This window comes from Roseateles sp. (assembly GCF_044373315.1).
Classification (GTDB): domain Bacteria; phylum Pseudomonadota; class Gammaproteobacteria; order Burkholderiales; family Burkholderiaceae_C; genus JACDQM01.
This window is the reverse complement of the sequence record NZ_JBILQK010000002.1, coordinates 21,064-36,962: the sequence shown is the minus strand read 5'-3', so window position 1 is coordinate 36,962 and position 15,899 is coordinate 21,064. Positions and strand designations below refer to the sequence as shown.

The window sequence follows — 15,899 nt, the reverse complement described above, 5'->3', positions numbered from 1 at the left end:
CGGGGAAGAATCACCATGCTGAACTACATGATCCGCCGTCTCGGTTACGGCCTGCTGATCCTGATCGGGGTCAACCTCTTCACCTTTTTCCTGTTCTTCTCGGTCAACACGCCGGACGATATGGCGCGCCTGAACATCGGCGGCAAACGCGTCACGCAGGAGCAGATCGAGAAGTGGAAGGTCGAGCGTGGCTATGACAAGCCGCTTTACTGGAACGAGAGCAAGCAAGGCAGCGACAAGCTGACACAGACCATTCTTTGGGAGCGATCGGTCTCGCTGATGATGCTGGACTTCGGCCGCTCGGACGCACGCCAGGCCGTCAACATCGGCCATGAGGTGAAGACCCGCATGGGTGTGAGCCTGCAACTGGCCTTGCCCATCTTCATCCTGCAGGTCATCGTCAGCACCTCGTTCGCGCTGATGCTGGTGTTCTTCCGCAACTCGCGCATCGACTTCTGGGGTGTCGTGTTGTGCGTGCTGATGCTGTCGATCTCCAGCCTGTTCTACATCATTGTTGGCCAGTACTTTTTCTCGCGTCTGCTCAAGCTGGTGCCGATCAATGGCTATGCGGCGGGCCTGGATGCGGTGAAGTTCCTGATCCTGCCGGTGCTGCTGTCGCTGCTTTCGCGTCTGGGCGGCGAGGCGCGGCTGTACCGCGCGATGTTCCTGGAAGAGATCGGCAAGGACTATGTCCGCACCGCACGCGCCAAGGGCCTCAGCGAGCAGATCGTGCTGTTCCGCCATGTGCTGCGCAATGCGCTGATTCCCATCATCACCAGCGCCGGCAGCTATCTGCCCTACGTCTTCATGGGCAGCCTGGTGTTCGAGAGCTTCTTTGGCATCCCGGGCCTGGGCGCCTTCGTGATCGAGGCCATCACCGGGCAGGACTTTGCCATCGTGCGCACCATGGTGTTCCTGGGCGCGGTGCTGTACATCGCGACCAACGCACTGATCGACATCGCCTACACCTGGGTTGACCCCCGCGTGCGGCTGGCTTGAGCCCGGACATAGGAAGAACAAGACATGGGATTCAAGCTCGTTCTGTTGTGGACCGACGTGGCGCTGTGGGCGCTGTTCGCGGCCTTGCTGGTCTATGTGCTGCGGGTGCGCGCACAGCCGACGCTGCGCGCCAACTGGGTCAAGGTCCTGCGTGATCCGGCGGCGCTGTCAGCCGGCTTCGTGCTGATGCTGTTCCTGCTGGTGACGGCGCTGGACAGTGTGCACTTCCGCCGTGCATTGCCGACGTCCGAGGGTATGCCAGCCGGGGCTCAGTTCTATGACACGCGCACGGAGTCCGTGCTGGACCTGGTGCTGGCGCGTCAGGTGGCGATGCGCGAGACCACCTACTCGCGCCCGCTGAGCTATCTAGGCTTGAACAAAGAGAGCATCGAGGTCGACGGCGCCCTGACGCGCGACTTTCCTCGTCTGCAACATGGTGGCGCGCATCTGCAGCAGCCCGAGCAGGAATGGGCGGTGGATGTCACTCGTCGCGCCTTCGTGGGTGTGGCCGGCGCTGTGGTGGTAACACTGCTGGCGGCGCTGCTGATGGCCGCAGGGCTGTCACGGGGCCATGGCGGCCTGGGCCGGGCCTGGCGCGATCTGCTGGCCGACCGCACGCACTATCCGCTGCGTGCACTGCTGCTGACGATTGGGGTCAGCGCGTTGCTGTGTGGGCCGGTCATCGCGCTGATGGGCCACTACCATGTGTTCGGCACCGACCGCACCGGCAATGATGTGCTGTACCAGGCGCTCAAGAGCGTGCGCACCGCCTTCGTGATCGGCGCCATCTCCACGCTGGCCACGCTGCCGCTGGCCCTGGTGCTGGGAATCCTGGCGGGCTACTTCAAGGGCTGGGTGGATGAAGTCATCCAGTACATCTACACCACGCTCAGCTCGGTGCCGAACGTGCTGCTGATCGCCGCCTGCGTGCTGATGGTGCAGGTCTTCCTGGACAAGAACCCGGAGCTGTTCGAGACCGGCGTCGAGCGCTCGGACCTGAAGATGTTCCTGCTCTGCGTGATCCTGGGCCTGACCGGCTGGGCCGGGCTGTGCCGGCTGGTGCGCGGCGAGACGCTCAAGCTGCGCGAGCTGGACTATGTGCAGGCGGCCACCGCCTTCGGCGTCAGCGATGCGCGCATCATGGCGCGCCACATCGTGCCCAATGTGATGCATCTGGTGCTGATCACCGTGGTGCTGAGCTTCTCGGAGCTAATCCTGTACGAAGCCGTGCTGACCTATGTGGGCGTGGGTGTGGACCCGTCGATGAACAGCTTCGGCGGCATGATCAACCTGGCCCGCTCGGAGATGTCACGCGACCCGGTCGTGTGGTGGAGCTTCGCGGCTGCTTTCGGTTTCATGGTGACCCTGGTGCTGGCGGCCAATCTGTTCGCGGATGGCGTGCGCGACGCCTTCGACCCTCGGGCCCGCAGCCTGCGCCCGCGCGTGTTGTCGCTGCTGAAGAAGACAAAGGCGTGAGTGAGCCATGCTGAAGATTGAAGACCTGAAGGTGGCGCTGGACGCCGATGCGGGCCTGGTGCGCGCGATCGATGGAATGCGTCTGAGCATCGAGCGCGGCGAGACTTTTGCGTTGGTGGGTGAATCCGGCTGCGGCAAGAGCATGACGGCCCTGGCCCTGATGCGCCTGTTGCCCGACAACGGCCGCATTACCGCCGGGCGCCTGGATCTGGACGATGAGGATGTGTTCGGCCTGCCTGAGGCGCAGATGCGCCGCGTGCGCGGTGGCCGCATCGGCATGATCTTCCAGGAGCCCTCGACCAGCTTGAACCCGGTGATGCGGGTGGGCGACCAGATCGTCGAGGCGATCGAGACGCACACCGACTTGCGCGGCGCGGCGGCGCGCGCCAAGGCGATCGACTGGCTGCGGCGTGTCGGTATTCCGGAGCCTGAGCGGCGTATCGACGAGTACCCGTTCCGCCTCTCGGGCGGCCAGAAGCAGCGCGTGATGATCGCGATGACGCTGGCGGCCGAGCCTGACTACCTGATCGCCGACGAGCCCACCACAGCGCTGGACGTGACGATCCAGGCGCAGATCCTCGATCTGCTCAAGGATCTGCAGCGCGAGCGCCAGCTCGGCGTGCTGCTGATCACGCACGATCTGGCCGTGGTGTCAGGCATGGCGCACCGGGTGGCGCTGATGTATGCGGGGCAGGTGATCGAGGTGGCACCGGCCGCGGAGTTTTTCGCATCTCCCAAGCATCCCTATGCGCGTCTGCTGCTGCAGGCGCTGCCGGACTCGGCCAAGCGTGGCCAAGCCCTGGCTGCGATTGCTGGCACGGTGCCGCCGCTCTGGCTGGAGTTCGAGGGCTGCCGCTTCGCGCCGCGCTGTGACCGGGTGATGCCTGCCTGTCACGGCAATGTGCCCGAGCTGCAGGCGCTCGGTGCGACGCATTCGGTGCGCTGCCGGCTGTACACCCACCCGGAGGAGGCACTGGCGGTGCCTGTGCCTGCATTGCCGGTTGAGGCTGCTGAACGGACGGCACCGCCTGCAAGCGAGCGGCCGCTGCTGGAGGTCAAGGATCTGCGGGTGCGCTTCGCGCTGAAGAAGCCGCTGTTTGGCGGCGGCGGGACACGCTACTTCAATGCGGTGGACGGGGTGTCCTACAGCATTGCCGCTGGACGCACGCTGGCCCTTGTCGGGGAGTCGGGTTGTGGCAAGACCACCTCGGGCAAGGCCATCGTGCAGTTGCTTCGCCGTCAGGCCACGATCGAGGGTCAGGCCTTGCTGGAGGGCCAGGACCTGTTCAAGCTGGACGGCGACGCGCTGCGCAATGCGCGCCGTCAGGTGCAGATCATCTTCCAGGATCCCTTTGCCTCGCTGAACCCCCGCATGCGGGTCTTTGAGCTGCTGGAGGAGGGCGTGCTGGCTCTGCGCCCCGAACTGGACTCCGCTGCGCGCCGTCGTACCCTCGAAGCGCTGGTCGACAAGGTCGGGCTGAGGCGCGATGCACTGGAGCGATTCCCGCACGAGTTCTCGGGTGGCCAGCGCCAGCGCATCGCGATTGCCCGTGCGCTGGCGGTGGAGCCTCGGCTGATTGTTTGTGATGAGCCGACCTCTGCCCTCGATGTATCCGTCCAGGCGCAGATCCTTAACCTGTTGCGCGAGCTTCAGCGCGAGCAGGGGCTGGCGTACCTTTTCATCACGCACAACATCGGTGTTGTCGAGTACATCGCAGACGAAGTCGCAGTGATGCAGACCGGCCGCATTGTTGAAGCGGGGCCGGCGCAGACGGTGCTTGGCGCGCCGCAGCAGGAGTACACCCGCGCGCTGCTCGCGGCCGTGCCGAGGTTGCAGCGTTGAGCAGGCCTTGAGAACCTCCTGGGAGACATCTTTTGGGGCGCGGAGCCGTGGCGTCAGGCGGTCGGTACTGTTGCGTTACAGCCGCAGCCCGGTGTTTTTCCCAGGTCGGCCTTGAACCCTGTGGGCGTTGCGGTGAAACCACTGTGTAACTGGGCTGAAAACGGTTGCGAACACCCATGTAAGGGTGGGGAAAGCACCATGCAAGGTCAAGCTTCTTCATCGTTTATGATGTGCCGCTCGTTGGAGGGCCTGTGTTCTGTAACGGAATTACAGGCTGTGTTTACCTGAGGATCGCCCGCAGGCCACAAGCCGGCGGGCATTTTTGTTGAGTGTGGGTTACCAGAGTGCCCAGGGTCATGAGTCGAAAAGTTCATCCTGCTGGCTGCAGGCAAGAGCGGAGTCGGACAGGTGCCGGGTTCCTTGGGGCTTTCGCCCCTCATCCCTCTCATTGCGGCGTTGTGCGCGGTGGGGTGGGACGGATCCTAGGTGTTTGCTGATTCGGTTCGATACCTGACCTGCATGGAGCCAGACTCTCCGCGTCTATCGATGAAAGTATTTCGCAGTCTTACGAAGGAGCGCGCATGAACTTTGCGCAGGAGAACCAAAGCTCATCGCGGGTGACCGGCTTCGTGGTCGTCGTGCTGATTCACATTCTGATCATCTGGGCACTGGCCAGCGGCCTCGCGCACAAGGTCGTCGAGGCCGTCAAGGGTCCGATCGACGTCAAGGTGGTCGAAGAGAAGGTCAAGCCGCCGCCACCGCCCGAGAAGGTCGTGCCGCCGCCGCCTGATATGAAGGCGCCGCCGCCGCCTTTCGTGCCGCCGCCTGAAGTTCAGGTCGCTGCGCCGCCGCCGCCCAACGCCATCCAGGCACCTGTCAGCAACACACCGCCTCCGGTGCGTGAAGTTGCGCCGACCCCGCCTGCGGCACCGCCTGCTCCGGCTCCTGCGCCGCGTCCGGCTGGTCCGGTGAAAGCTGGCATGGTCTGCACGAAGATGGGCAAGCCTGAACTGCCGGCCGTCAACTGGAGTGGTGAGGCCATGTACAAGGCCCTGGCCACGGTCAAGGCTGGCCGTGTTGTCTCGGTTGAAGTCACGCCGATGCGCGGTGGCGTCGACCGCCGTGCGCAGCGTGCTCTGATCGCCGCAATTTCGGACACCTTGGCGAGCACCTATGAGTGCCCGGGTGACCACGTCTTCGAGCAGGAGTTCGTCTTCCGCATCGAATAAGGCGCCCCAGACATCCTAACGTTTTCATTCACCGGTCGAGGGCCATGAGCCATCGATCGAAGCTTCCAAACCTGAGTTTCGACCTCTCGATCTCTTTCTCTTAGTAGGAGTCACCTCCATGATCTCTCGTATCGCTGGCTTGTTCGCCGCTATCGCCATGGCCGCGACGCTGGCCGTCTCCCCGATCAATGCTTCGGCCCAGGCTGCTGACGCGGCCTCGGCTGCCCCGGTTGCTGCCACGACGGCTCCAGCCGCTGGCGAGGCGCCTGCCAAGCCTGTCGACAACCCCTATGGCCTGAAGGCCCTGGTGACCCACGGCCATGCTGTGGACCAAGGCGTTCTGGTGCTGCTGGTCCTGATGTCCATGGGTTCCTGGTACATCCTGATCGTGCGCCTGTGGGACACCCACAAGCTGAGCAAGGAAGCAAAGGAAGTCCGCGTCAGCTTCTTCAAGAAGGCCAGCCTGGCTGAAGGCTTGAAGAGCCTGAGCGAGAACGGTGCTTTCCGCTACATCGCCCAGACCGCGATCGAGGCTTCCGAGCACCACGAAGGCGCGCTCACCGAGAACATCGACCACAACACCTGGGTCACGATGAACGTCGAGCGCGCTGTCGGTGAAGTCAACGGCCGCCTGCAGTCGGGCCTGGGCTTCCTGGCTACCGTGGGTTCGACCTCGCCGTTCATCGGCCTGTTCGGCACGGTGTGGGGCATTCTGCAAGCGCTGACCGCCATCGGTGTGGCCGGCCAAGCTTCGATCGACAAGGTGGCCGGCCCTGTGGGCGCTGCGCTGATCATGACCGCCATCGGTCTGGCTGTGGCTGTGCCGGCCGTGCTGGGCTACAACTGGCTGGTCAACCGCAACAAGGCCGTGATGGGTCAAGTGCGCGCCTTCGCTGCCGATCTGCACGGCGTGCTGATGGGCAACCGCGCTGTCAAGCGCTGATCACTTCCATCCCGGAGTCAGATCATGGGAATGAACGTCGGATCGTCATCCGGCGATGAAGACGAGGTGGTCTCGACCATCAACACGACGCCCCTGGTGGACGTGATGCTGGTGCTCTTGATCATCTTTCTCATCACCGTGCCGGTGGTGACGCAGTCGGTGGCGGTGTCCTTGCCCAAGGAAACCAACGTCGTGCGCGTCACCAAGCCGGAGAACATCGAACTGTCGGTGACCAAGGACGGCGACGTCTACTGGGGCTCGCTGCCCCTGGCGGATACCGAAGCGCTGGTGGCCCGGTTGAAGAAGGAAGCGGTCAAGGAACCGCAGCCTGAGGTGCATATCCGCGGCGATGACAAGGCACGCTATGAATCAGTGGGCCGTGTGATGGTGGCCTGCCAGCGCGCCGGCATGATGCGGGTGCGCTTTGTCACCGAGCCGCCGGCACGCGGCGGCTGAAGCCCAAGGAGAAGAGCATGGGAATGAACGTTGGAAGCTCCTCGGGCAGCGGCGAGCCGGAAGTGTTGATGGACGTCAACACGACGCCGCTGATCGACGTGATGCTGGTGCTGCTGGTGATGCTGATCATCACGATCCCGATCCAGCTTCACTCGGTGAACCTGGACCTGCCGGCCGGCAACCCGCCGCCACCGACCAAGGAGCCTGTGGTGCACGAAGTCTTCATCGACTTCGACGGCACGGTGTTCTGGGACGGCACGCCGCTGGCCAATCACCAGGCGGTGGAAGCCAAGCTGGCTGAAGTGGCAGCCGAGCCCGACCAGAGCGAAGTGCATATCAAGCCGAACAAGCTTGTGGAGTACGGCAATGTGGCGGCGGTGATGGCTGCGGCGCAGCGCCTGGGTGTCAAGAAGATGGGCATGATAGGCAACGAGCAGTTCATCAATTGATGCACGACTGATTGCACGAACGCGCTTCCCGCAAGGGGGCGCGTTTTTTTCGTAGGAGAGACACGTATGAAACGCAATATCCTCGCTTCCGCCACCTTGGGCGCTGCTGCGCTGCTTGTTGGCCCTTTGCCCCAGGGCGGTCTGGGCTTCGTGCAAGCCCAGGCGCAGGCTGATGCCGTGCGTGCCGAAGTCGGCAAGCACCTGAAGGATGCCGGCGCCTTGATCAAGGCCGGCAAACACAGGGAAGCTCTGGCCAAGGTCCGTGAGGCCGAAGGCGTGGCCAACCGCACCGCCGCTGAAAACAACGCGATTGAAGGCACACGCTTCTCGGCGGCGATGGGCGTCAGCGATGCGGACTCGATGGCCAAGGCATTTGAAGCCCTCAAGGCTGCCGGCAGGCTGGCCGGGGCGCAGCAGCTTCAATACATGGAAGCCATCGCAGGCACCTATCTTCGCGCAGGCAACGGTGCCAAGGCGCTGGAATGGTCCAACAAGTATTTCGCTGCGGGCGGCAACAGCCCCACGATGAAGACCGTGCAGACTCAGGCGCAGTTGCGCTCGGGTGATATGGGTGCAGTCCTGAAGGACACGCTGGCCGAGGTGCAGGCTGAAGAGAAAGCCGGCAAGGCACCCAGCCAGGACAAGCTGAACCTGCTGCTCTACGCGGCCAGCAAGAAGGGTGATGCTGCCGCTGAGTCGCTGGCAACCGAGAAGCTGCTGAACTACTACCCGCGCAAGGAGCTGTGGGCGCAGATCCTGGGCGGCTTGCCACAACGCAAGGGCTTCGCGCCGCGCTTCGGCCTTGATGTCTATCGCCTGAAGCTGGTCACCGGCAATATGCGCGGTGCCGACGACTACATGGAGATGGCGCAGTTGGCCGCTCAGGCTGGTTTTCCCGAAGAGGGCAAGCAGGTCGTTGAGAAGGGCATGGCTGCCAATGTGCTGGGCCAGGGTGCCGAGGGCGCGCGCCACAAGCGCCTGCTTGACCTGATGGTCAAGAAGATCGGTGAAGCCAAGGCGGCAGAGCCTGGCGCATTGAAGGCTGCCAATGATTCGAAGGCGGGCGACGATCTGGTCAAGCTGGGCTTGGCCAAGACCTTCCGCGGCGAAGGTGCCGAGGGCGTCAAGCTGATCCAGGCCGGCATCGCCAAGGGCAACCTGAAGCGCGCGGATGATGCGCAGCTCTACCTCGGGCTGGCTCAGTTCAACACCGGCGACACCGCCAGGGCTCAGGCTACCTGGCGCCTTGCCAGGGGCGCCGACGGCTCGGGCGAACTGGCGCGTCTGTGGAGCATCCACTCGCGCAGCGTCAAGAAGTAAGCATGTGCCGCAGCAGCGGCGCAGACAAGAATTCGGCCTCCCTAGGGAGGCCGTTTTTCATGGCGGGCTTGCTGGCACCTTGATCACTTCGGCGCCAGGCGGATCGCGCCGTCCAGCCGGATCACTTCACCGTTGAGCATGTCGTTGGTGACGATCTGGTGCACCAGCTTGGCGTAGTCTTCAGGCTTGCCCAGGCGGGAAGGGAAGGGCACGCTAGCAGCCAGGGCGTCCTGCACCTCTTGCGGCATGCCGAACAGCATCGGTGTGCCGAAGATGCCGGGGGCGATCGTCATGTTGCGGATGCCGTTGCGGGCCAGGTCGCGTGCGATCGGCAAGGTCATGCCCACCACCCCCCCCTTCGAGGCGGCGTAGGCAGCCTGGCCGATCTGGCCGTCGAAAGCTGCGACCGAGGCGGTCGAGATCAGCACGCCGCGCTCGCCAGTGGACTCAGGCGCGTTCTTGCTCATGGCTTCGGCCGCCAGTCGGATCATGTTGAAGCTGCCGATCAGATTCACGTTGATGACCTTGGCGAAGCTGGCCAGAGGATGAGCGCCATCCTTGCCCACGGTCTTGACCGCAGGGGCAATGCCAGCGCAGTTGACCAGGCCCATCAACTTACCCAGCGAGACGGCCTTCGCGACGACCGCCTGGCCATCGGCTTCCTGGCTGACATCGGCCTTGACGAAGGCGCCACCCAGTTCATTAGCCAGCGCTTCGCCGCGCTCGGCCTGCAGGTCGGCGATGACGACAGTCGCGCCTTCACGGGCCAGCATGCGTGCCGTGCCTTCGCCTAGCCCCGATGCCCCGCCGGTGACGATGAATACCTTACCTGCGATGTCCATGGCTTGTCTCTCCTGTGTTGGTGACGTTGACGTAAACGTAAATTGTCGAGCAAAAAGAAGGCCGCTGAACAGCGGCCCGGTTCTTCAGCGCTTGCGGCTTCAGCTCAAGGCGGCGAGGGCGCGTGCGGTGATTTCATCGACGCTGCCAATGCCAGCGATGCGACGGTACTGCGGCGCCTGTGTGTCACCGCTGGCAGCCCAGCTTGAGTAGTAGTCCACCAGCGGACGCGTCTGGGCCGAATAGACCTCCAGGCGCTTCTTGACGGTTTCTTCTTTGTCGTCGTCGCGCTGGATCAGGTCTTCGCCGGTGGCGTCATCCTTGCCTTCGACCTTGGGCGGGTTGAACTTGACGTGGTATGTGCGGCCGGATGCGGGGTGCGAGCGACGGCCACTCATGCGTTCGATGATGGCATCGAAAGGCACGTCGATCTCCAGCACGAAGTCCAGCTTGACGCCGGCGGCCTTCATCGCATCCGCTTGCGGGATGGTGCGCGGGAAACCATCGAACAGAAAGCCGTTGGCGCAGTCCGGCTGTGCGATGCGTTCCTTGACAAGGCTGATGATCAGGTCGTCGCTCACCAGGCCGCCGGACTTCATCACGGCGTCAGCTTGCAGGCCCAGCGGTGTGCCGGCCTTGACCGCTGCGCGCAGCATGTCGCCGGTCGAGATTTGCGGGATACCGAATTTCTGGCAGATGTAGGCGGCTTGGGTGCCTTTGCCGGCGCCAGGGGCGCCCAGAAGAATCAATCGCACGAGGTCTCCTCAGTTCTAAACAGCTGGGCAGGACGTCCATGATGTCGCCCTCGCAAACTGCGGGCGAGGATAGCATGGCAAGGCTGGCGCACAGCTGACGCGGACCGGCTGCGCTGCAGCCCCGAAAGCGCCGCGCCAGAGCCCTCAGGCGCCGTTGCGCAGCAGGGTCCGCACGCGTTCCAAGTCTTCCGGAGTGTCGACGCCAGGGCCGGGACGCTCGTCGCTGATGTGCACCGCTATGCGCTCGCCGTGCCACAACACACGCAGCTGCTCCAGCGACTCGATCTGCTCGAGCGGGCTGGCCTGCAGGCTCGGGAAGCGGCGCAAGAAGCCGGCGTGGTAGGCGTACAGCCCGACATGGCGCAATGCGCTGCCCGGTTGCGGCGTCGCGCTCCCGGCGTCGCGCCACCACGGGATGGGGGCGCGTGAAAAGTAGAGCGCCGTTCCGCGTGCATCGGTGACCAGCTTGACCACGTTCGGGTTGGCGAACTCGGCCGCATCGGCGAGAGCGTGGGCGACGGTACTCATGACGCAATCGGGGCGCGCGCTCAGCTGCGCTGCACAGGCATCGATCATGGCCGGCGCGATCAGGGGCTCGTCACCTTGCACATTGACCACCATGTCCTGGCCGTCGAGGCCGAGCTGTTCGCAGGCTTCGGCGAGGCGATCACTGCCCGAGACATGGTCGGCGCGGGTCAGCACGGCTTGCACGCCATGGGCAGTGCAGGCGGCCAGCACCTCGGGTGAATCACTAGCCACCACCACCTGACTGGCACCGGAACGCGCCGCGCGTTGCGCCACGCGCACGATCATCGGCAGGCCTTCGAGATCAGCCAGAGGTTTGTTGGGCAGGCGGGTCGAGGCCAGCCGTGCAGGGATCAGAACGGTGTAGCTCATGTCGGCAGCGGCTGGGCCTCGGCCACCGCCGTGTCCAGAGAGCGGGCTTCGCTCTCCAGCATCACCGGAATATCGTCGCGCACGGGAAACGCCAGTCTGTCGGCATGGCAAACCAGCTCACGCCCATGCAGCTCGCTGCGCTGGTGTTCCAGCGGGCCCTTGCAGAGTGGGCAGACCAGCATTTCCAGCAATCGGTTGTCCATGATGATTCTTGAGTCAGGGTTGGGCCGGTGTCAGGCCGGGCGGCTTGGCAACTGCGCCAACAAGGCGAGGCCGAAGCTCTCTTCGGGTAGAAAGTCTAGCGTCACCACCCACACCAGGACGTGGCCGATGCGCTCAGGGCGCAGCTTGACCGCATCCTTCTCGGTGATCAGCACGGTCGCCGTGTTGGCCGGCCAGGGCATGTCGGCATAGTCATGGTGGTCGGGCAGGGGCAGGGTTTGTATGGCGAGACCCTGCTCGCGCAGCATGGAGAAAAAGCGCTCAGGCTGCGCCAGCCCTGCCGCCGCGAGCACCGGCTTGCCGCGCAGCGCTGCCAACGCCTCGGCTTGGGCAGGGCGACCGGCCCACCAGTCTGCCAGCGTGACGGCCCCTGCCAGTCGGCGATCTGCGAGGTGACCAGGCAGAGGCGTGCTGGCCACTGGCGCGTTGTAGAGCACCAGCTGGGGTTCGGCGCTGAGCCGGCGATTCTGACGCAGAGGCCCGGCCGGCAGCAGGCGCCCATTGCCCATGCCGCGCTCGTCGAACACCAGCACGCTAAGTGCGCGCGGCAGGCGCCAATGCTGGAGGCCGTCGTCGCTGATGAGCAGTTCCGTCTGAGGGTAGGCGCTAAGCAGGGCTTCAGCGGCAGCAACACGGTTGCGCCCGACGGCGACCGGTGCGCCGCTGCGAAGATGAATCAGCAGCGGCTCGTCACCGACCTCGGCGGCCGTGCTGGCGCGGCTCACCAGACTACAGCCTTCAGCGCTGCCGCCATAGCCGCGCGAGATGACGCCGACGCGATAGCCCTGTGCTTGGAGCAGCTGCAGCAAGTGCAGCGTGGTCGGTGTCTTGCCTGCACCTCCGACGATCCAATTGCCCACCACGATGACGGGCACAGGCAGTGTGGCAGTCTTGCACCAGCCAAGCCGGTACAGCGCGGCGCGCAGCTGGCTGATCAGCCCGAAGAGGGCGCCCAGCGGGCGCAAGGCCTGAGCCAGCAGGCCGCCGTGCAGCCATGCCGACTGCAACGCAGCCTCCAGGCCGCCAGGCTTGCGCATCTCAGGGATTGGTCTTGCTTTGCGCCGCGAAGGTCAGGCGTGGCAGACCGGCACGGCGGGCCGCGTCCATCACATTGACCACCGATTGATGCGCAGCCGACGCGTCGGCCGAGATGATCACCATCGTGTCGGCTTCGCCGTTGGTCGCTGTCCGCATCGCAGCCGCGAGCAGTTCGGGTGCGCGGCCCTCCACCGGCTGGCGATTGATGGTGTAGCGACCATCCGCCGAAACGGCGACCACGATCTCCCGCGGCCTCTCCTTCAGGTTCTCGGCATCCGCCACGGGCAGGGTGACCTGCAACTCGGTGAACCTCGAGTAGGTCGTCGACAGCATCAGGAAGATCAGCACCACCAGAAGCACGTCGATGAAAGCGATCAGATTGATCTCCGGCTCCTCGGCCTTGTGCTGACGGAACTTCATCGTCTCAACCCCGACGTGAGGTCTGGCCGATCGGTGTAGCAGCCGCAGCGGGCGCCGAGCCGGGCGTGGACTGGGTGAAACGGCTCAGATGGCTCATGAAGCGCTCACTGGCCTGCTCCAGCTCGAGCACGTAGCCTTCGACGCGGCCGCGGAAGTAGCGATAGCACATCAGCGACGGAATCGCCACGATCAGGCCGAAAGCGGTGTTGTACAGCGCGATCGATATGCCATGGGCCAGCTGGGTGGGGTTGTTGCCGGTGGGGCTCTGGCTGCCGAATATCTCGATCATGCCGACGACCGTGCCCAGCAGGCCCAGCAGCGGAGCTGCGGTGGCGATAGTGCCCAGCGTATTGAGGTAACGCTCCAGCTGATGGATGGCGGCGCGGCCGGCGATCTCGAACGCTTGACGCAGGCGGGCATCGGAGATGCGCGGCTCGGCGATCACGGCCCGCAGGCCGCTGGCTAGCAGCTGGCCGAGCACGGAGTTGTCGGCCAGCTTGTTGACGATGTCAGCGCTCGGCAAGTTGGTACTGGTCACGCTCAGCACTTCGTCGAGCAAGGTGGGTGGCGCGATCTTCGCGGCGCGCAGGCTGGCAAGGCGCTCGAACACCAGGGCCATGGCCACGACGGAGCACAACAGAAGCGGCCAGATCGGCCAGCCGGCGGCTTGTATGATCGAAAACAAGGGCTCCCCTCCAATGGCTGCGGCAAGACCCGGCCGATGGGCGCGGGCTGCGCGCGATTATGGCCTGAACTGGTGGCTGCTTTTGATGTCGCAGATGCATGTCGTGGCGGGGCTCCCAGACGCATCGGAAACAATCCACTTTCGCTGTGGATAACTTTGTGGGCAAGCTGCGATGGCTTGCCGCTCAGGCATGGAAAATCAAGCACTTCGACAGATTGCTGCATTTTTGAGCATGGAAAAACACTTGAAAAACAAGAGCTTGTGTGCTCATGACAGTCCGGTGACGGCCTGGGTGGGCCGCAAACCCTGTATCCATGCGGCTGTGGAGTTCTCAGGCCGCGCCAGGCCTGCGTTTGCGCGTGATTGAGCCCTTTAGACCCGCGCCGAGTCGACTCGTCTGGGGCGTCGAGGGGCTGCTTAAGGCGGTCGGCGATATCCTTCAGGCGCGCTTCTCCAGCTGCACGGTGCAGGGCGAGTTGGGCAGCTTCATGCGAGCCGCCAGCGGGCACTGCTATTTCAGCTTGAAGGACGCCGAGACGGGCGCGGCGACTCTTCGCTGCGCCATGTTCCGGCGGGCCGCGAGCCTGCTGGACTTTGCGCCAGGCGATGGCCAGCTGGTGGAGGTGCGTGGGCGGCTCGCTGTCTACGAGCCTCGCGGAGAGTTGCAGTTCGTGGTCGAGTCGATGCGCCGCGCTGGCGCGGGTGCCTTGTACGAGCAGTTCCTGCGATTGCGTGCCAAGCTGGAAGGCGAGGGCCTGTTCGATGCCGCGCGCAAGCGGGCGCTACCGGCTTTTCCGCAGCGCCTGGGTGTCATCACCTCGACCTCGGGTGCGGCCTTGCACGATGTGCTCACCGCGCTGGCGCGCCGCGCGCCACAGGTGCAGCTGATCGTCTACCCCAGCCTCGTCCAGGGCGATCAGGCGCCAGCTGCGCTGGTGCAGGCGCTGCGTGTGGCCAATGCCCGTGCCGAAGTCGATGCCCTGCTGCTGTGCCGCGGTGGTGGTTCGCTCGAAGACTTGTGGGCCTTCAACGATGAGCGGGTTGTGCGCGCGGTGGCTGAATCCGCCTTGCCGGTGATCTGCGGCGTGGGCCATGAGACCGATGTGACGCTATGCGACCTGGCCGCCGATCTGCGGGCCCCGACGCCCACGGCTGCAGCTGAGCTCGCGGCGCCAGCGCAGGCAGGCGAACTCGAGCGACTGCGCATGCTGGCTGCGGCATTGAGCCGTCGCGTGGATCAAAGGCTGGACAACCTGGCGCAGCGACTGGACCGCGCGGCACTGCGGCTTGCACGGCCCAGCGATGCCTTGACCCGCCAGCGCCGGCTGCTGGAACTGCTGGCGCAGCGCCAGGGTCAGGCCTTGCCTCGGCTGCTGGAGCGGCAGCCCCTGCGGCTGGATCAGCTGGCACAGCGCAGTCAGCGCGCCCTGGGTGTCGGCTTGCAGCTGCACGGCCGGCGCCTGGATGCGCTGCAGGCTCGTCTGCAGGCGCTGGATCCGCGGCGCGTGCTGGCGCGTGGCTATGCCTGGCTCGACGATGGATCCGGACGCGCGCTGACCTCGGTGGCGCAGCTTGACGTGGGTGCGCAGGTTCATGCCGTGCTGGTCGATGGCGACGCGCAGCTGCAGGTACTCGCCACGCAGTCAGGGGCTTCCTGAAGGTCCCTACAATCGCCGCCGGTGATGCATTACCCCAAAACCCGTTGAAGAGGAGTTGACATGGAACACACCCTGCCCGCACTGCCCTATGCCAAGGACGCATTGGCACCGCACTACAGCGCCGAGACGCTGGAGTTCCACCACGGCAAGCACCACAACGCCTATGTGGTGAACCTGAACAACCTGCAAAAGGGCACCGAGTTCGAGACCATGTCGCTGGAAGACATCGTCAAGAAGAGCAGCGGCGGCATCTACAACAACGCAGCCCAGATCTGGAACCACACCTTCTTCTGGAACTGCATGAAGCCCAACGGCGGCGGCGCGCCCACCGGTGCCCTGGCCGACGCGATCAATGCTAAGTGGGGCAGCTTTGACGCCTTCAAGGAAGCCTTTACCAAGAGCGCCGTCGGCAACTTCGGTTCCGGCTGGACCTGGCTGGTGAAGAAAGCCGACGGTACGGTCGACATCGTCAACACGGGTGCTGCCGGCACGCCGCTGACCACCGCCGACAAGGCGCTGCTGACGGTCGACGTGTGGGAGCACGCCTACTACATCGACTACCGCAACCTGCGTCCGAAGTTCGTCGAAGCCTTCCTGACCCATCTGGTGAACTGGGAGTTCGCTCAGGCCAACTTCGCCTGAAGCAGCGCGGCGCCTTGCCGCATCAGG

The 15,899-nt window shown here is 64.6% G+C and carries 17 protein-coding genes; 10 read left to right on the top strand and 7 right to left on the bottom strand.

Going from position 1 to position 15,899, the window contains the following annotated elements; translation table 11 throughout:
- Nucleotides 1-15: 15 nt before the first annotated feature.
- The 8 genes from ACIQ67_RS00880 (at nucleotide 16) to ACIQ67_RS00845 (ending at nucleotide 8,715) form a co-directional block, all read left to right on the top strand.
- Complete coding sequence (locus tag ACIQ67_RS00880; protein WP_397532458.1) at nucleotides 16-999, top strand: ABC transporter permease; 984 nt, start codon at nucleotides 16-18, stop codon at nucleotides 997-999.
- Nucleotides 1,000-1,023: 24 nt separating this feature from the next.
- On the top strand, nucleotides 1,024-2,475 hold the full coding sequence (locus tag ACIQ67_RS00875) for an ABC transporter permease (RefSeq protein ID WP_397532457.1): 1,452 nt from the start codon (nucleotides 1,024-1,026) through the stop codon (nucleotides 2,473-2,475).
- A 7-nt stretch (nucleotides 2,476-2,482) separates the two neighbouring features.
- Nucleotides 2,483-4,318 (top strand): dipeptide ABC transporter ATP-binding protein, encoded by a 1,836-nt coding sequence (locus ACIQ67_RS00870; protein WP_397532456.1) that lies wholly within the window; start codon nucleotides 2,483-2,485, stop codon nucleotides 4,316-4,318.
- A 581-nt stretch (nucleotides 4,319-4,899) separates the two neighbouring features.
- A complete protein-coding gene (locus tag ACIQ67_RS00865) occupies nucleotides 4,900-5,547 on the top strand; it encodes an ABC transporter substrate-binding protein (RefSeq protein WP_397532455.1) in 648 nt (215 codons plus the stop codon).
- A 118-nt stretch (nucleotides 5,548-5,665) separates the two neighbouring features.
- On the top strand, nucleotides 5,666-6,490 hold the full coding sequence (locus tag ACIQ67_RS00860) for a MotA/TolQ/ExbB proton channel family protein (RefSeq protein ID WP_397532454.1): 825 nt from the start codon (nucleotides 5,666-5,668) through the stop codon (nucleotides 6,488-6,490).
- Between the two features lie 24 nt (nucleotides 6,491-6,514).
- On the top strand, nucleotides 6,515-6,946 hold the full coding sequence (locus ACIQ67_RS00855; RefSeq protein WP_397532453.1) for an ExbD/TolR family protein: 432 nt from the start codon (nucleotides 6,515-6,517) through the stop codon (nucleotides 6,944-6,946).
- A 17-nt stretch (nucleotides 6,947-6,963) separates the two neighbouring features.
- Nucleotides 6,964-7,395 (top strand): ExbD/TolR family protein, encoded by a 432-nt coding sequence (locus tag ACIQ67_RS00850; protein ID WP_397532452.1) that lies wholly within the window; start codon nucleotides 6,964-6,966, stop codon nucleotides 7,393-7,395.
- Between the two features lie 66 nt (nucleotides 7,396-7,461).
- Complete coding sequence (locus ACIQ67_RS00845) at nucleotides 7,462-8,715, top strand: hypothetical protein (protein WP_397532451.1); 1,254 nt, start codon at nucleotides 7,462-7,464, stop codon at nucleotides 8,713-8,715.
- A gap of 83 nt (nucleotides 8,716-8,798) precedes the next feature.
- On the opposite strand, the gene ACIQ67_RS00840 is transcribed toward ACIQ67_RS00845, so the two are convergent.
- The 7 genes from ACIQ67_RS00840 to ACIQ67_RS00810 all read right to left on the bottom strand — a co-directional run bounded on the left by ACIQ67_RS00840 (nucleotide 8,799) and on the right by ACIQ67_RS00810 (nucleotide 13,572).
- The gene (locus ACIQ67_RS00840; protein ID WP_397532450.1) at nucleotides 8,799-9,557 is read right to left on the bottom strand and encodes a 3-hydroxyacyl-CoA dehydrogenase; all 759 of its coding nucleotides are present in this window, start codon (nucleotides 9,555-9,557) and stop codon (nucleotides 8,799-8,801) included.
- 99 nt (nucleotides 9,558-9,656) lie between these two features.
- A complete protein-coding gene (gene adk, locus ACIQ67_RS00835; RefSeq protein WP_397532449.1) occupies nucleotides 9,657-10,310 on the bottom strand; it encodes an adenylate kinase in 654 nt (217 codons plus the stop codon).
- A gap of 144 nt (nucleotides 10,311-10,454) precedes the next feature.
- Nucleotides 10,455-11,207, bottom strand: coding sequence for a 3-deoxy-manno-octulosonate cytidylyltransferase (gene kdsB, locus ACIQ67_RS00830; protein ID WP_397532448.1), 753 nt, complete (start codon nucleotides 11,205-11,207; stop codon nucleotides 10,455-10,457).
- Nucleotides 11,204-11,410: a Trm112 family protein gene (locus tag ACIQ67_RS00825; RefSeq protein WP_397532447.1), complete on the bottom strand. Its 207-nt coding sequence runs from the start codon at nucleotides 11,408-11,410 to the stop codon at nucleotides 11,204-11,206. The genes kdsB and ACIQ67_RS00825 overlap by 4 nt, the downstream gene beginning before the upstream one ends.
- A gap of 30 nt (nucleotides 11,411-11,440) precedes the next feature.
- Complete coding sequence (gene lpxK / locus ACIQ67_RS00820) at nucleotides 11,441-12,466, bottom strand: tetraacyldisaccharide 4'-kinase (RefSeq protein WP_397532446.1); 1,026 nt, start codon at nucleotides 12,464-12,466, stop codon at nucleotides 11,441-11,443.
- Between the two features lies 1 nt (nucleotide 12,467).
- Nucleotides 12,468-12,887, bottom strand: coding sequence for an ExbD/TolR family protein (locus tag ACIQ67_RS00815; RefSeq protein ID WP_397532445.1), 420 nt, complete (start codon nucleotides 12,885-12,887; stop codon nucleotides 12,468-12,470).
- Between the two features lie 4 nt (nucleotides 12,888-12,891).
- Entirely contained in the window at nucleotides 12,892-13,572 is a 681-nt protein-coding gene (locus tag ACIQ67_RS00810; RefSeq protein ID WP_397532444.1) for a MotA/TolQ/ExbB proton channel family protein, read from the bottom strand.
- Between the two features lie 314 nt (nucleotides 13,573-13,886).
- On the opposite strand from ACIQ67_RS00810, the gene xseA reads away from it, so the two are divergent.
- Nucleotides 13,887-15,230, top strand: a complete 1,344-nt coding sequence (xseA, locus tag ACIQ67_RS00805) for an exodeoxyribonuclease VII large subunit (RefSeq protein ID WP_397532443.1) — start codon at nucleotides 13,887-13,889, stop codon at nucleotides 15,228-15,230.
- Between the two features lie 60 nt (nucleotides 15,231-15,290).
- Nucleotides 15,291-15,872 carry a superoxide dismutase gene (locus ACIQ67_RS00800; RefSeq protein ID WP_397532442.1) on the top strand — a complete coding sequence of 194 codons (582 nt, stop codon included), beginning with the start codon at nucleotides 15,291-15,293 and terminating at the stop codon, nucleotides 15,870-15,872.
- The last annotated feature ends 27 nt before the right edge of the window (nucleotides 15,873-15,899 follow it).

Bases quoted from the DNA above. Each gene is read 5' to 3' on its own strand.
- ACIQ67_RS00865 (WP_397532455.1), top strand. From the start codon at position 4,900: ATGAACTTTGCGCAGGAGAACCAAAGCTCATCGCGGGTGACCGGCTTC.
- kdsB (WP_397532448.1), bottom strand. From the start codon at position 11,207: ATGAGCTACACCGTTCTGATCCCTGCACGGCTGGCCTCGACCCGCCTG.
- ACIQ67_RS00860 (WP_397532454.1), top strand. From the start codon at position 5,666: ATGATCTCTCGTATCGCTGGCTTGTTCGCCGCTATCGCCATGGCCGCG.
- ACIQ67_RS00875 (WP_397532457.1), top strand. From the start codon at position 1,024: ATGGGATTCAAGCTCGTTCTGTTGTGGACCGACGTGGCGCTGTGGGCG.
- xseA (WP_397532443.1), top strand. From the start codon at position 13,887: ATGCGGCTGTGGAGTTCTCAGGCCGCGCCAGGCCTGCGTTTGCGCGTG.
- ACIQ67_RS00825 (WP_397532447.1), bottom strand. From the start codon at position 11,410: ATGGACAACCGATTGCTGGAAATGCTGGTCTGCCCACTCTGCAAGGGC.
- lpxK (WP_397532446.1), bottom strand. From the start codon at position 12,466: ATGCGCAAGCCTGGCGGCCTGGAGGCTGCGTTGCAGTCGGCATGGCTG.
- ACIQ67_RS00880 (WP_397532458.1), top strand. From the start codon at position 16: ATGCTGAACTACATGATCCGCCGTCTCGGTTACGGCCTGCTGATCCTG.
- ACIQ67_RS00800 (WP_397532442.1), top strand. From the start codon at position 15,291: ATGGAACACACCCTGCCCGCACTGCCCTATGCCAAGGACGCATTGGCA.
- ACIQ67_RS00840 (WP_397532450.1), bottom strand. From the start codon at position 9,557: ATGGACATCGCAGGTAAGGTATTCATCGTCACCGGCGGGGCATCGGGG.
- ACIQ67_RS00855 (WP_397532453.1), top strand. From the start codon at position 6,515: ATGGGAATGAACGTCGGATCGTCATCCGGCGATGAAGACGAGGTGGTC.
- ACIQ67_RS00870 (WP_397532456.1), top strand. From the start codon at position 2,483: ATGCTGAAGATTGAAGACCTGAAGGTGGCGCTGGACGCCGATGCGGGC.
- ACIQ67_RS00845 (WP_397532451.1), top strand. From the start codon at position 7,462: ATGAAACGCAATATCCTCGCTTCCGCCACCTTGGGCGCTGCTGCGCTG.
- ACIQ67_RS00815 (WP_397532445.1), bottom strand. From the start codon at position 12,887: ATGAAGTTCCGTCAGCACAAGGCCGAGGAGCCGGAGATCAATCTGATC.
- ACIQ67_RS00850 (WP_397532452.1), top strand. From the start codon at position 6,964: ATGGGAATGAACGTTGGAAGCTCCTCGGGCAGCGGCGAGCCGGAAGTG.